The organism is Rodentibacter caecimuris (assembly GCF_001019715.1).
Classification (GTDB): domain Bacteria; phylum Pseudomonadota; class Gammaproteobacteria; order Enterobacterales; family Pasteurellaceae; genus Rodentibacter; species Rodentibacter caecimuris.
Map to the genome: position 1 here is coordinate 1,969,383 of NZ_BBXJ01000001.1, position 13,507 is coordinate 1,982,889.

Sequence of the window (13,507 nt, forward strand, 5' to 3'; positions counted from 1 at the left end):
CATTGGTTTTAACCTTTAGCATTAAAGACTTTTGATTTACCGTTAAAATCACGCTTAACTTGTAAACCAAACGCAGACCACACCATTGATTGATAGTTATCAAATGGGTTTTGACGCGGAATCATAAACGTACCAATCGGCGCCGCAATACGAGTTTTTAAATACTGTGCATTGCGCACATAAGCAATGAAATGGTTATCTTTCAATGCAAATGTTGGCTCAATAGAGTCAACACGACCATATTTGAGAATATAGTCTTTGATCGTCCCCTCTTTATATCCGTTAGCATTGGAATAAGGACGATCAAGATTACGGTTGATCTCAGGCGATACCCATACTTTCACTTTCTCGCCGACAAGATTATCATCAAGCACTTTGGCAAAATTACCGGTAAAGAATTTAATCACATCGTCTGCATCCGCTGTGGTTAAGTTGATATTTAACCCGCTTCCGCCTAAATCAATCTGATTAGTGTTTTCGTGGTTAGTGATACCACGTGCAGCAAAGTTATTAACGATGAGCTTGTCATCACCAAGTAACACATATTTCGCCATATTCTCACGTAGCGCAGCTACTGCTGCCTCTTGGTCATCTGACATAGCATCGATATTTTCAGACTGTAACCCTTGCCATTCACGCCATTCGCGACCATAGCCGGTACTGAAAATCGGAATTGGATCACCGTATTGATCATAGATAACTTTATCCATTGATTCCGGTACTTGACCACTCATAGAACGAGTTACAACGCCAGCATCGCTTGATACACGATACATTGCCACGGTTTTACCGATAGAAATCGATGTACCAAGAGAGAGTAAATCATCTAAGATTGGATTACCTTGGTCATCACGGAAAACGCGGGTAGTGACCATATCGACTTCACGCCAATAGTCTTTATCAAGCAATGCGGCTTGGTTTACTGAAAGCGATTGCCCATATTCAGCAGCTAAGCGAGATTGATTAGTATTGAATACTTGGCGTTGTAATAACAACTGATCCCACGCTTGTTTTGCCTGAATTGAATTTGTGATTAGGTTCTTGTTAAAAATGATACGTTCCATTATTACCCCTTAAATTAATCGCACTTTTACCAATTCCGCACCATCAGATGACACGGTGTAGGTTTCACGTGCAATGAAAATTGCTTGATCTGAATCGCCCGCTTTTTTTAGCGTACCATCACCATTTGAGGTTAGCTTATCGCCCTCAATTAAGGTTTCAGATGTATTAACTAACACATAATAATCCGTCAAACTGTCACAGATTACCGCCACCCCCGTTGTACCGGCTGGCACGACATGACGAATATCGCCGCCACCTAAGTAGTTAGGTTGTAATACAAGCGCTTGAGTAGATTTTCCGGCTTGGTTGTGTGTTTTAAGTTTATCGTCCTCTAAAAACACCAACGCACCGGGCTGAATACTTTCTGCTGTCGGTGCGTCTAAGGTTTGTGGACTGTTATTGCGAGCTGGGCCGGCAATAATTGTATGATATCGTAGTTTTGCCATTATTCTGGAGCCTCCATATTTAATAAATCATCATTAACGGTATTGCCATTAAAGGCAGCATTTACCGCTGTACTTTTCACGGTTTTAGCATAAAGCCCGTTTAACGCTTCATTTGAAAGTGAATTTACTGCAGTTTCATCTAAACCAAAGTGCGCTTTTACTGCTGAGCGTTTAGTTGCTAATTCAGCTTCTTGATTTGCTTCCATTCGAGCCTCAAATTCCTTGTTTACGGCTTTCTCGATTTTCTTATCAAGATCTTCTTCATCTTCCGATTCGTCTTTTTCAGTTTTATCGGTTGGTTTTTCTTTTTCACCGTCAGTCGGTTTCGCCTTGTCTTCCTGAAGTTTGTTATACGCCGCCAATAATTGATCGTCGTCTAAGCCTTCAGTTTTTACGCCAGCAGCGTTTAACGCATTAATAATTTTTCCTCGCATTTGCTGATTTTCCTCATTTGCTGTGATTGTGTGATATTCCACTTTTTTAACGACTTCGACCGGAGCGCCAACAAGATTAGCCAAGCCGTCATCATTAATTAAGTAGCTTTGTTTAAATCGCTTACCTTGATCTTCATAAATGAAATAATCAGGATAAACGGACTCAATATAACGATAATATTCCTTATTTTTAGGGTTGAGTTGCTCTGATAGCGCACGATAAATCTCATCAAACGAAAAGGCAGAATTTGCCGTAAAAAACCACCGCACTCTATCAAATAGCTTTTCTTTTCTACAGTCTGCCGCATTGTTGAGGCTAACTCGTTCAACATCTAGCTTTGCGCCATCTTGATTGACAAAAATCCCTACACCATCATTTGGTGTGGCCGCCCCCGGTTCATCAAGCAAGATCGCAATGTGATCGAAAAACATATTTGTTGCGATCCATTGGTACTTTTTACCATTTGATGATTTACCACTGCAATCAACTTTATTTAGGATTAATCCTGTTGAAACATGGATAGGTTCGGCATCATCTGATGATTCCATCTCGTCAAGCCGAGACAATAGCCGCTTACCGTTTTCAGAACCTTCCGCAAAACGGATATTGATACACATATCTACAAGCACCCGTCCGTTTTCTTTTCGTGCGTTACTCGCCCAAGCCCCGACATGGTGTTTATTTACCGCCCGAACATCTTGCGCAGAAATATAGCTACCTTCAATTTCAGGATGACCCAAGGGCATAAAATTCCCCTCAAGGGTTTTATAGCCTTTATCAATTTCATCAGCAGGGTAGAGACCACCATTCATCACGACATCATCGACTATCGGCACTACGCCTTTAATAATCAAATGCAGTTCATTATCAATCGTTTCACGTGTGATATTTTTACTATTCACCGCAGATAAAACGTGAATATTACTTTTCATTTAGCTGTTTTCCTCTTTTTGATTGCTTGTACCCATTTTGTCCGCTCCTCATTTAATGTTTTAACCAATGGCTCTACATCGCTTGTACCATCATCATTTAAGACGATTACAGACTGCTTGCAGTAACAATTAAAGCGATTCCCGTCTTGCTGATACCATGCCTTCACTTCGTCCACATCGAAACATTTGCCGTGGCGTGCAGCATGGGTCAAACGGGTAGTGGGCTTTAAAGCAGAAAAGTGCAAAAGTTTAGTGTTAAGCCCTAATACTTCTTTCGCCTCAATTGCTTCGTCCCATTCCGCCCGACGATAAGCAGATAATTGTTCTGTTTGAGCAATTAATTTGGCTCGCTTTGCGGATATATCCAAACGTTTCTTAATTGTGCGAGCTGTTGTTTTTACGTTATCACCATTTAAAACTGCCTCCGTGATCACGTTCGCCAATTCTTTACGCAACCCGTCAGATAACCCTTTCCAGTCGCTATAAGCTGCTGTACGAGCTATTGCAGCTCTATTGAAATAAGACGAAGAGAAAATAACAGATTGCAGATTGCGCTCATTACGATAACGCTCGGATTGCAACGATAGATCCGTTACTGCCGATTGTGTTCCCTTAAGCATTGCCTCATCAAGGTAACTGTCAAACCATAATTGCACACCTTGGTTGCTGGCAGACAACAAAGTACGGTCAATAATTCGTTGAATTTCCTCTAAGACCTCACCTAACTCGAAAGCCGTTAAATCAGTCTCAATAAAATCCGCACGATTTATCATCTTTCGTTGCAATCGTTGATTAAGATATGCCAACAACTCTTTTGAAATAATGTGATAAAGCCCATCAATATGTCGCCAAGCTAACGCAACGGATTTTCCCATATTGAGCGGATCGGCTTGATTAACAGGAAACCGTAACGGTTTAATCTTCCGTATCTTCATCATCAAGCTCCGGCGGTAGCATATTTTCTGGTAATGGCACAAATCCTAAAGATTCTCGCACTTCATTTGCACTGATAGCTGGTGTTCCGAAGGCAGATTGAGTAGTTGTTGCAACATTTGCAAGAGCTTGAGCGTTTGCGATTTTTTCTTTTTCACCCGGCGCAAGTAAATCTGACCAAGAAACCGTGATCTCATCTGTTGCTGGCGGCGGAATAATGCCAATTTGCCAGAACCTCGTAACAAGTTGAGCAATTACATCACTTAAAAAACCATTACGGCGAGTATTACAACGTTTAGCCCAATCCATTTTATCTTCATCAGAGGCAAGTCGCCCCGTTTGCTGACCGAATAGAATTGTAAAAGGGATTTGAACGGAAGCCGCAAATTCATTCGCCGAAACCTCCCAAGTTGGTTTTGGATCTGCCGGTGATACGGATAATACCTGCGCATCACCTTCTTGTGTTACCAGTGCGGAATCTGTACCGCTGTTGAGTTTTTGAATTTGGCTATTTAACGCCTCATTGAAATTCTTAAATCCAAGTCGTTTTGAGGCATTTTCTAATTCCGAGAGATTTACTTCTTTAGAAACCTTAATGCCCAATTGACGACTGGCATTTTTCAAGAATCCTTCCGCACTTCCTCCTGATGTTTTTTCTAGATCCAGCAGTTTGTTATAGCCGGGTTCTAATAGTGATATACCACTTTCAGGATTATTCGTTTCTCCACCCTCATTAAACAAAATGACACGGCTACGATGAATAATTAAAGATCGTCCTTTTTTACCCTTAGTGAAAGAAGATTCATTAAATTGATAAGTTAATGGCTCACCGTAATCTTCGGAAAGCGGGTCATCTTGCGTACTGGCGACTTTTAATTGTTCTTCCCATACAGGAATAAGTTTAACTAGCCCAAGCATACCAAGAGATGAAAGAGATTGAGGTTCAATTTCCTCTTTCCAGTCTTTTCCATCTCTCACTTGCAATAGTAAACCGGAATAACGCCCGACTAAATTACGTAGATCCGCCTCCTTTACTGATCGCCAATGTTTTTTCATTAGAGATTCAATAAGCGCTTCCCACTCACTGGTTTCTTTTGACTCATTTTCTGTTCCGCCCTCTACAATGATAGGTAAATCAGCCCAAGAGCCATCTAAAAGACGAGTTACTGCCGCAAATGCAACTGCATTGCGTTTATAAGCACGATAGAAGTTACGAAAATCAAGTTTACTTGGATAACCAAATTCAGCCCACAATGTCCGCCGTTTGGCATTCCCTGTCCCAAAAAGCGCACTTAAAAAGGCTTGTCGTTGTTGTTCAAAATCCATAAATTACCCCAATAGAATCCCAACAGCTACCGGCTGATAAAGTTCCGTCAACGCATAAACCATCGCATCTAATCGGTCAGGAGATTTTTTTGCTGTTACCGGTACATATTCCATAAGCTGATTTTCTAGTTTGTATAGTGAGCCGGCGTGCCGAACCTTGCCCTGTGTATATAAAGCTGAGATTGGCTCTGCCCGGGCAAATTTACTTTTATTAGCATGAATTCGAATAATTCGACCTCTGAAACCAGCATTCTTTAAAGTTTCTTCTGCCATATCGCCCCCTTGATTTGTTTCAATCACAATACAATCGGCATTGTGTTCTTGATAGGCGAGTATTGCTTTAGTTGCCCAATCACTTGGCGAGTATTTGCCTGAATAATCTGCATCAACAGAATAAAATTGATCACGTCCGTAACCATAGCCGCTTGCCACAACAATTCCGGTTTCATCGCTTTCATCAGAATTTGTTGCTTGCGGATCGATAGCAACAACAGTGCGAGTTAATTCGAATGCTATGACAAGCTCTCGCGCAGCTACAATCATTGATTCGGTCCATAATGCACCTTCCGCATTAAATCGTCTTGGCGCTTGCATATACTGTGCTTCAGCGGTTCTGCGATGCGAAAACAAAGAGATTCGATGAGTTTCATTATGTTTCTTTTCCCATAACCAGCCATCGGGTAAGCCGTGTTCAATCTGAATGCCATGAGTATTTTCTTCCGGATATGGAAGTGAATTATCAATTAAAACCGGAAGATTTAAGTGATGCCATTTTTCACCACTTCCGCCCCGCAATAGATAACCACTTAAATCGTGATAATGGATACGTTGCATAATCACAATAATTGGCGTGGTTTCTAACGCTAGGCGAGATTTAATCGTTTCATTAAAGCGATTATTTACGTCGTTACGAACCACATCAGAATAAGCCTCATCAGGCTTAACAGGATCATCAATGATCAATGCTCCTTGCCAACCACTCTCCATATGCCCGGCGCGAAACCCCGTCACCTGCCCCCCGGCAGATGAAGCATAAACACCGCCGTTTTGTTCTGTCCACCACATTGATTTACTATCGCTATCATCACGAAGAGACATTGGCCACATAGACTGAAATGCGGCAGATTTAATCATTGAACGAGCCGTAGCAGAGTTAAGTAGCGCTAAATTATGCGAATAAGATAAATGTAAAAAACGTGCACGGGGGTTTAACGCAAGCCCTCTCGCAATAAAATTGATAGAGGCTAATTCTGTTTTGGTGTAGCCCGGTGGCACATTGATAATTAAACGATTAATTTCACCATCGATTACTTTCTGCAATGTTTGAATAATAACCCTATGATGAGCATTAATAATCATCTTTCCACCCGTTCGATGTTTAAAAAAATAACGGGCAAAATAAAGTCCGTCTAATTCGCATTCAAGTTTACGGGCTTGTGAAATATTATCAGCAATCATCTTCTTTCAGCATTTGCCGCCTTACTTCAGCATAATCCTCTTTATTCATTTGTTTAATTTCAATCGGCGCACCATTTATCCCAGCGTGTTCGGTAATTTGCGTTTCTTTCCAACCCGCTTGTGACTTCAAAAAGAAAATCATTGCGGTAGTGTTACCACTTTTGATTTTCTCCATTAATTTATTTGTAACGATGGCAATACCTTTCGCTTTTCCTCTTTTTATAGCATCGGCAAAATCGGCAAAATCTCCTTTTCTATTTCGCAGGGTTCTTTCGCTAATTCCCAAACTATCTGCTATTTGCTGCTGTGTTAATCCATTAGCAGCCAAAGCCTCAACTTGCTTTAAATCGATTTCTATTTTAGGTTTTGTTTGTTTTTTCATATTTCCACCTAAAAGTTGGAGCGTATGGATCGGTGTTGCACCGTCGCTGTTCGTATGGACTACGTCATCGCCTACTTCATACGCAATAAATTACGTTCTTTTTTCTCCTTTATACATTCCGGCTCCTCGTTTTTGGATTTCACTAAATGGTAGTATTGGACAAGTTAAGCGTCCTTTGGCTTCCGGATTTAAAAAATAAATATAACGTAACTGATAACCATCTAATTCTTTACCGCCTAGCGCTCGCCATTCAGAGATGTTTCTTGGCTTTACTTCAACACCTAGTCGTTTGCATAATTGAGCGACTGTATCAATATTCCAGTTTGCCGTTAATGTCATATTGGCAATTCTTGTTCCATCGGGGAACTCAATCAAGGTTTTATTAGGATTGATTTGGGTTAAAACAAATCCGCTGGCACGATAAATTGTGCCATCTCCACATTGTGAACCATCGCTAAAGCTCAGAATCCATTCGATATGCGGATAATGTTTTTTGATTAATTTAAAGGCTATGGATAATGCTCGGCTTTCGCTATTGCGGGGTAGTACATCGCTAAATGCCATTCTATTTAGTTCTAACATGCCATTCCAAGCGGTATCTTTGACTAAAGGTAAAACTTTGCGCTTATCCATTGGTGACCCGAAGGACATTACACCTTCTAACTTACCATTTAAGAAAACACCAAAATGTAAAACGCTATTATTGACCACTTTCCCGCTGTAATGAACTTTACGAACAAGAGCATTCGCAGCCGATGATTTTATCGGTTTTACAATAATATTTTTGGCACTAACTGTTTCCATTTTGTTTTAACCATTGTTCGCAAATATAGGCGATAGCATTACCATTTGAATTTTCATTTAATCCCGTATCAATTAACGGGGATGTTTTTGCTTTTAAAATAGCATCATCAACAACTTGAGCCTGCTCATCATGTAATGTAAATGTCTTGCGCTGAAAAGGATCTTTCCCTCCATCAGGTAGAACAGGCATTTCGGCTCCAATATCCAATAGCTTATCTAGCACATCATTTTCAAAACCAATCAGAGATAAATTAAAGTCAAGTTCCGATAATTGCTCAACTTCAACCCGAAGCATATCAAGATCCCAGCCGGCATTTAAAGCAAGTTGGTTATCCGCAATAATATAGGCTTTTCGTTGTGCTTTCGTTAAACCAACTAAACGTACTGCCGGCACAGATTCTAAATTTAGCTTTTGGGCGGCTAATAATCGTCCGTGTCCGGCAATAATCCCATTATCTTCATCAATTAGAATAGGATTACAAAAACCAAATTCTTTAATGCTTGCTACAATTTGATTTACTTGATTGTCAGAATGTGTGCGGCTGTTATTTACATAGGGGATCAAATCCCGAATATTTAAATACTCAATTTCAAGATCTTGTTTAGTAGTCATTGGCTGGTTCACCTTTTTTATTTCTGTGCTTGTTCTACTCGCCACTCTCGAATCTTATCAACCCGATTCAGACACATATCACGCTCACGCTTGAGAATGACAGCATACTGTGTCACATCGCCGTAGGTGCTACCACTGAATGGGGTTTTGTCTAAATGAGAGATGAAAGCTGCAGGGAGCGTAGGACAAGCGGTAATTACCGGTTCATTCTTGGCGCAAGAAGTCGATAACAGAGCGAGGAGCATTGCTGTTATAGGCATCACTGCTTTTCTCTTGCTGAGAAATTGATTTAATAACGTCATTGGCTTTATTCCTTGATTCGGTTTCTTGCTTACTGAGTTCTAGTGTCAATCGTTCATTTTCCTTGGCTTGTAATTCAAGCTTAGAAATGACCGCACTTTGTTGTGTAATAGTTTGGGCTTGCGTTTGATTCTTGGCTCTTAAGCTAGAGATTGTGTTGTGCTGAACCCTTAACCAAAAGCACAAGCCCAAAATAAGAAAAAGTGCGGTAAGTTTTATCTCACTTTCAACTCTCTTAAACATAATGCTTTTTCCTTTTCTCGCCGTATCTCAAGCCCACGTAATTTCTTACCGCCGGCATAAACCCACTTCGGTAATTCATTACACGCTCCGATATAATCACCTGCGTTAGCTTTGCGGAACATTGTTGATTTACGCATTGCACCACAGCCAACGTTAAATACAATTGAAGTCATTGCATCAAATGTGCCTTGAGATAGATTCTTACCGTTGCCGTATTGATTAACGCAGCGTTCTGCTATACGTAAGTCATTCGCCCAACGGTCAGCAATTTCTTTATCCGTGTAACGTTTATTGGGATTGATAGCACCTCCGCTTACTTCTGTCGAACCAATACCCACCGTTAATACATCAGACGGGCATTGATAAGGGTCACGGCGGCAACCTTCCGCATTACCGATAATTTCCATTCCGACTTGACTGGTACGTAAGTCAGGGTGATTCAATTGAAGTAGCCCGATAATTACTGAGATTGAACAAGCTGCAATGATTTTCTTTTTATGTTTCATTCAATTAACTTCCCTTTCTTATCACGAATGCCAATTCGAATTTCTTCTAACTCTATCATTCGCTTTTTATGACGTGATTCGCGAATATAGCCGCAAATAGTCACAACAATACCGATTAATATTGCCCATTCGCTTAAGGTCAACACACCAAAAAATGAAGTGAGCCAACCATAGACTTGAGATTCAATCGGAATGTCTTTTAATGTTTCTTTCATTCTGTTCATGCTCCGCCCCCTTTCTTTGAGGCAATAAAAAAGCTCGCCTATTAAAGCGAGCCATAGTTCTGTTAAGATAAAGTTCCCACACAATAAAATAACAGAGGTTTAAAATGAAATTAAATCGTACATTGCAAAAAGAAATCTTACTAAAACTTGCTGAAACCTATCCCCATCCTAATGGTGAAGAATTGGTTTACTATGCTAATAAGGGAATCGGATACACTGGTTTTAACAACTACCCCTACGATCATATTGTTGCTAATCTATTTTACCTACAAGAACATCAACTTGTTGATGGTTTTTCAATAAAATATGCATTGGGGGGAGGTTCCGTAGAGAATTTTTATAGTGCAAGATTAACTAATAAAGGTGCTGACTTTTTGCTTGATGATGGCGGACTATCGTCAATATTAGGAACAATCACCGTAAAATTTCACGAAGACACATTAAAAGCATTACTTACAAGCAAAATTCAATCAGCAAATATTCCAGAGTCAGAAAAATCTACTTTACTTTCTGCATTGAAGAATCTAAGCGGAAAAGCCCTAGAGCAGGTAATAACGAAATTGGTTGATCTCGGCTTTGAGAATGCGGATCAAGCCATTCCTCTGCTGAAAATAGCGTTTGAGTCTTTACAGAAATCTGTTTCTTAAAAATAAGGCTCCCAATTAGCTTTCCGGTTTGATTGCGAATAGGTAGTGAAAATTGCTCAATTTCTTGTTTTCGGGAAGAATTAGGAATAGAGAGCATTAAGCGATCTTTTTCATCTAACCAAACTTCAACACCTAAAAATGCGAAAGGCTGAACAAGTTTATTGTCTTCCATTTTTTACCACCAACAAAAAAGCCCCAAGCATTCCAGCTCAGGGCTATATCAGATTTATGGCACTCTGTACCGGAATCGAACCAGTATCGATGACTTAGGAGGTCATTGCTCTATCCTGTTGAGCTAACAGAGTAAATATATAATAAAAAGCCCCGACTATTTCTAAATCAGGGCTACCAAAATTCACTTGTGCGTTGCTTACTTGCAAAAAACCTCACTGTACGGGAAATAATAAACCTAAAGGGTACCCTTTTCAAGTATTTTTTATTAAAAATTTACAAATCATGGCTTTTCATCTCAATAACCCGAATGCACTTACCTAAAAAAGTTACCCGAACTAAGTTATTTTCAGCAATATCAAAACTTGATCCGGCATCTTCATTCATTGCTTTGGCTCTCAATATGCCGTCAGGAGACTGGAATAACCGTCTGACATAAACCTCATTATTCATAATAAAAAGATAAACACCCTCGCCGGAATATTTGTCTAAGGTCGTATTAACTAAAACAATATCGCCTTTATTGATAGCAGGTTGCATAGAGTCATTAAACATCGTAATCATCGAGATTCCGTTAGTGTTACGTAATTTAGCGATCTCAATTAATCCGTCATCGGAAAACACAAGGCTTTCAAATAAATTGTGGAAATCGTCATTAATCACACCTTGATGAATCGGTAAATTATTAACAGTAGAATGTTCTAGACCTGTTTTCTGTTTTTCCCTCTGTGATCTTAACTCATCTTTTGCCAATTTATCAGAGCTAAAAAAATTATTAGTAGTGGTTGTAATAGGGGAGTTTTCAGCATTTCCACCAATGTTTATAGCCCCTCTATCGCCATAAAGTAGCCAGTTTGGATCAACTCCAAGAACTGAAGCCATTTTTATTATTTTTCTGGGGTTTTTTGTTTCTCCCGAAAGAATTCTTTGCATTGACGGCTGCTTAATTCCTACCATTTCTGCAAACTCCGTTTGATTTATATCCTTTTCTTTTAACAGTTTATTTAATCTTGTGGCAAGCGTACCCATTTATCTCTTCCTTTTTTCTCACCAAATTTTTCAATTTTATACTTTTTTTTATATTGTTCAAAATAGAATAAACTATTTACTAAACATAGAATCAACTATAAAATATGCATAAAACTATTCAAAATGGTATGTATATGAATGAAATTATTAAACGTGTTCTTGATGAATGCGGAGGACAAAAAAAATTAGCTAATTTTTGCAAAGTTAAACAACCGACAGTGCATCGTTGGTTAAAAGGGGGCGGGATCAATGGCAAATATATCCACTTAATCGCCAAAGCCTCCAATGGAAAAGTGACAGAAACTGACATTCTTCGTTCACTTTCTGAATAAAAGATAACGCAAGGTAAGAAAAAAATAACCATAAAAAGACAGGATTTTTTTATGAAAGAAAATGAATCGCCATTCGCTTATGTTCAACAGGCTCTGCACGTTCAATTGGCTAGTTCTCGCAATATTTCTAATTTTGCACCGACACTTGGCAAAGCTGAATCTCAATTAGCACAAGAACTTAATCCTGATTACCCACGCAATAAATTAGGATTCATTGACGCTATTCATCTTATTTCTCTAACGGGGTCAGTGAATATTGTGGAAATGATTGCACAAAGCGTGGATTGCACACTTATGCCAAAACCAAAGTGCGGTAGCAATTCCACCGATTTATTGCGTGATGTAGCAAGACTTTCTGCCACGGTTGGAAAACTGTGTGGCGATACCGCAGAAGCCGTTTCAGCGGATTCTGATTTGGGCTATGAGGTTTCTGCAAAAGAGAGGGATAAATTAATGGAATCTGTTGAACACCTTCTTTCTCAGCTGGTGTGTTTAAAACAGGTTTTAGGGCAATAAAGAGAGAGGTAACAATGAAAGTGAAATCTAAAAATTTAAATGAATATCTATTTTTTCAAATAGAAAAGATTCTTGATGATGAAATAACCGGCGAAAAATTACAAGAGGAAATTGCTCGTTCTGAAGCATTATCTAATTTAGGTAAGCAAGTTATTGAAAATGCTCGATTAAGTTTAAAGGCATCTGATTTTGAAGCAGAGCATACAGGAAAAGCTAAGTTGCCCGAATATTTTGGAGATTAAATATGACACTGCGAATTGGTCACACTCACTTTACACAAGAGCAACTTGATTTTATCTACGCCAGAAAAGAGCTGCCAAGAGATAAATTGGCTAAGTTATTTAATGAAGCGTTTGAGCGCCAAGTTACAAGACGTTCTTTAGTAATGTTGTGTTGTAAAAAAGGCTGGCATTTGGGAAAAACAGTAAATCAATATGGCGTTGCAGAAGAGGGAGACATTAGACGAGCGAGAGACGGTAATTTTATTCGATTAAATGGCAAATGTATTTCACATGCTAGATATGTTTATGAACAACACCATGGGAAATTGCCTGATGGGGTCTATGTTATTCATCGAAACGGAGATAAATACGATGACAAACTGGAAAACTTAGTTCCGGTTTCTTCCGCTGAAATCGGAATATTAAAAGGATTTAATTATCGAGATTGTCCTGGTGAATTAAAAGTAAGCTGCGAATTGGCTGCAAAGTTAATCCACTTAACAAGAACTAGAAAAAAACACGGCGGCAACCGTGGCTAATTAGGATTAATTAAACACGACGGTAACGGTAGTAGGGCTTGATGTAATCGGCAATGTAACCGCCTTTTGAGCCTGCCGACATAAGCCCGGTATAACGGGATAGCGGAACATTGAGATATTGATAAGTTCCGCCACTACGAAATTTAACTTCAAGAATTTGAAAATTTTCATCATAAGCAATGGAGAGAACATTTGATGAGTGAACAGGTATGTGGTGCATATTCGCCCCCTAAATTTAATGAGATGTCGGTAAATGAGATTATGGCACATTTTGCCCGTTATCAGTTTGTCGATCAAGAACAGCATAAATTAGAGCAGTGTGATGATTTTGTGCGATTAGTCGAAATCGTAGCGAAAAAAGCTTAGTAAAAAGCCCACGTTGGCG

21 protein-coding genes and 1 tRNA gene are annotated in these 13,507 nt (G+C 39.4%); 6 read left to right on the top strand and 16 right to left on the bottom strand.

All coding sequences use genetic code 11. The annotated features are described in order from the left end of the window. Positions 1–8: 8 nt before the first annotated feature. The 13 genes from PNEUHYL_RS09635 to PNEUHYL_RS09695 all read right to left on the bottom strand — a co-directional run bounded on the left by PNEUHYL_RS09635 (position 9) and on the right by PNEUHYL_RS09695 (position 9,667). Complete coding sequence (locus tag PNEUHYL_RS09635) at positions 9–1,064, bottom strand: major capsid protein (RefSeq protein ID WP_059367663.1); 1,056 nt, start codon at positions 1,062–1,064, stop codon at positions 9–11. Between the two features lie 9 nt (positions 1,065–1,073). Then, positions 1,074–1,511 carry a hypothetical protein gene (locus tag PNEUHYL_RS09640; RefSeq protein ID WP_059367664.1) on the bottom strand — a complete coding sequence of 146 codons (438 nt, stop codon included), beginning with the start codon at positions 1,509–1,511 and terminating at the stop codon, positions 1,074–1,076. Next, a complete protein-coding gene (locus PNEUHYL_RS09645) occupies positions 1,511–2,878 on the bottom strand; it encodes a hypothetical protein (protein WP_059367666.1) in 1,368 nt (455 codons plus the stop codon). The genes PNEUHYL_RS09640 and PNEUHYL_RS09645 overlap by 1 nt, the downstream gene beginning before the upstream one ends. Beyond that, a complete protein-coding gene (locus tag PNEUHYL_RS09650) occupies positions 2,875–3,816 on the bottom strand; it encodes a phage minor head protein (RefSeq protein ID WP_255204591.1) in 942 nt (313 codons plus the stop codon). The genes PNEUHYL_RS09645 and PNEUHYL_RS09650 overlap by 4 nt, the downstream gene beginning before the upstream one ends. After that, positions 3,794–5,137, bottom strand: a complete 1,344-nt coding sequence (locus tag PNEUHYL_RS09655) for a DUF1073 domain-containing protein (protein WP_059367669.1) — start codon at positions 5,135–5,137, stop codon at positions 3,794–3,796. The genes PNEUHYL_RS09650 and PNEUHYL_RS09655 overlap by 23 nt, the downstream gene beginning before the upstream one ends. Before the next feature lie 3 nt (positions 5,138–5,140). Then, positions 5,141–6,595: a phage terminase large subunit family protein gene (locus PNEUHYL_RS09660; RefSeq protein WP_059367671.1), complete on the bottom strand. Its 1,455-nt coding sequence runs from the start codon at positions 6,593–6,595 to the stop codon at positions 5,141–5,143. Further along, on the bottom strand, positions 6,585–6,977 hold the full coding sequence (locus tag PNEUHYL_RS09665; protein ID WP_059367672.1) for a helix-turn-helix transcriptional regulator: 393 nt from the start codon (positions 6,975–6,977) through the stop codon (positions 6,585–6,587). The genes PNEUHYL_RS09660 and PNEUHYL_RS09665 overlap by 11 nt, the downstream gene beginning before the upstream one ends. A gap of 90 nt (positions 6,978–7,067) precedes the next feature. Further along, the gene (locus tag PNEUHYL_RS09670) at positions 7,068–7,781 is read right to left on the bottom strand and encodes a Mom family adenine methylcarbamoylation protein (protein ID WP_059367675.1); all 714 of its coding nucleotides are present in this window, start codon (positions 7,779–7,781) and stop codon (positions 7,068–7,070) included. Further along, positions 7,768–8,394: a ParB/Srx family N-terminal domain-containing protein gene (locus PNEUHYL_RS09675; protein ID WP_059367679.1), complete on the bottom strand. Its 627-nt coding sequence runs from the start codon at positions 8,392–8,394 to the stop codon at positions 7,768–7,770. The genes PNEUHYL_RS09670 and PNEUHYL_RS09675 overlap by 14 nt, the downstream gene beginning before the upstream one ends. Positions 8,395–8,411: 17 nt before the next feature. Further along, a complete protein-coding gene (gene lysC / locus PNEUHYL_RS09680; protein ID WP_255204592.1) occupies positions 8,412–8,654 on the bottom strand; it encodes an Rz1-like lysis system protein LysC in 243 nt (80 codons plus the stop codon). After that, a complete protein-coding gene (locus tag PNEUHYL_RS09685) occupies positions 8,599–8,937 on the bottom strand; it encodes a DUF2570 family protein (protein WP_059367683.1) in 339 nt (112 codons plus the stop codon). Before PNEUHYL_RS09685 ends, lysC begins: the two co-directional genes overlap by 56 nt. Beyond that, positions 8,910–9,443, bottom strand: coding sequence for a lysozyme (locus tag PNEUHYL_RS09690; protein ID WP_059367686.1), 534 nt, complete (start codon positions 9,441–9,443; stop codon positions 8,910–8,912). The genes PNEUHYL_RS09685 and PNEUHYL_RS09690 overlap by 28 nt, the downstream gene beginning before the upstream one ends. Then, positions 9,440–9,667 carry an HP1 family phage holin gene (locus PNEUHYL_RS09695; RefSeq protein ID WP_238327203.1) on the bottom strand — a complete coding sequence of 76 codons (228 nt, stop codon included), beginning with the start codon at positions 9,665–9,667 and terminating at the stop codon, positions 9,440–9,442. The genes PNEUHYL_RS09690 and PNEUHYL_RS09695 overlap by 4 nt, the downstream gene beginning before the upstream one ends. Positions 9,668–9,771: 104 nt before the next feature. On the opposite strand from PNEUHYL_RS09695, the gene PNEUHYL_RS09700 reads away from it, so the two are divergent. Then, entirely contained in the window at positions 9,772–10,314 is a 543-nt protein-coding gene (locus PNEUHYL_RS09700; protein WP_059367687.1) for a hypothetical protein, read from the top strand. Between the two features lie 229 nt (positions 10,315–10,543). Here the strand turns inward: PNEUHYL_RS09700 and PNEUHYL_RS09705 are convergent. Beyond that, positions 10,544–10,619, bottom strand: a tRNA-Arg gene (locus PNEUHYL_RS09705). 142 nt (positions 10,620–10,761) lie between these two features. After that, positions 10,762–11,514, bottom strand: a complete 753-nt coding sequence (locus PNEUHYL_RS09710) for a LexA family transcriptional regulator (RefSeq protein ID WP_059367693.1) — start codon at positions 11,512–11,514, stop codon at positions 10,762–10,764. Positions 11,515–11,648: 134 nt separating this feature from the next. Between PNEUHYL_RS09710 and PNEUHYL_RS09715 the strand changes: the two genes are divergently transcribed. From PNEUHYL_RS09715 to PNEUHYL_RS09730, 4 genes are read left to right on the top strand one after another with little or no spacing between them, the layout of a single operon-like run. Beyond that, a complete protein-coding gene (locus PNEUHYL_RS09715; RefSeq protein WP_059367694.1) occupies positions 11,649–11,846 on the top strand; it encodes a YdaS family helix-turn-helix protein in 198 nt (65 codons plus the stop codon). Between the two features lie 51 nt (positions 11,847–11,897). After that, positions 11,898–12,362 (top strand): phage regulatory CII family protein, encoded by a 465-nt coding sequence (locus PNEUHYL_RS09720; protein WP_059367697.1) that lies wholly within the window; start codon positions 11,898–11,900, stop codon positions 12,360–12,362. Positions 12,363–12,376: 14 nt separating this feature from the next. Continuing rightward, on the top strand, positions 12,377–12,604 hold the full coding sequence (locus tag PNEUHYL_RS09725) for a hypothetical protein (protein WP_059367699.1): 228 nt from the start codon (positions 12,377–12,379) through the stop codon (positions 12,602–12,604). Positions 12,605–12,606: 2 nt separating this feature from the next. Continuing rightward, positions 12,607–13,122, top strand: a complete 516-nt coding sequence (locus tag PNEUHYL_RS09730) for an HNH endonuclease signature motif containing protein (RefSeq protein WP_059367705.1) — start codon at positions 12,607–12,609, stop codon at positions 13,120–13,122. 10 nt (positions 13,123–13,132) lie between these two features. On the opposite strand, the gene PNEUHYL_RS09735 is transcribed toward PNEUHYL_RS09730, so the two are convergent. Further along, positions 13,133–13,342 carry a KTSC domain-containing protein gene (locus tag PNEUHYL_RS09735; protein WP_059367708.1) on the bottom strand — a complete coding sequence of 70 codons (210 nt, stop codon included), beginning with the start codon at positions 13,340–13,342 and terminating at the stop codon, positions 13,133–13,135. Here PNEUHYL_RS09735 and PNEUHYL_RS13460 point away from each other — a divergent pair. Further along, on the top strand, positions 13,318–13,488 hold the full coding sequence (locus tag PNEUHYL_RS13460; protein WP_164703643.1) for a hypothetical protein: 171 nt from the start codon (positions 13,318–13,320) through the stop codon (positions 13,486–13,488). The genes PNEUHYL_RS09735 and PNEUHYL_RS13460 overlap by 25 nt on opposite strands. Positions 13,489–13,507: the final 19 nt, after the last annotated feature.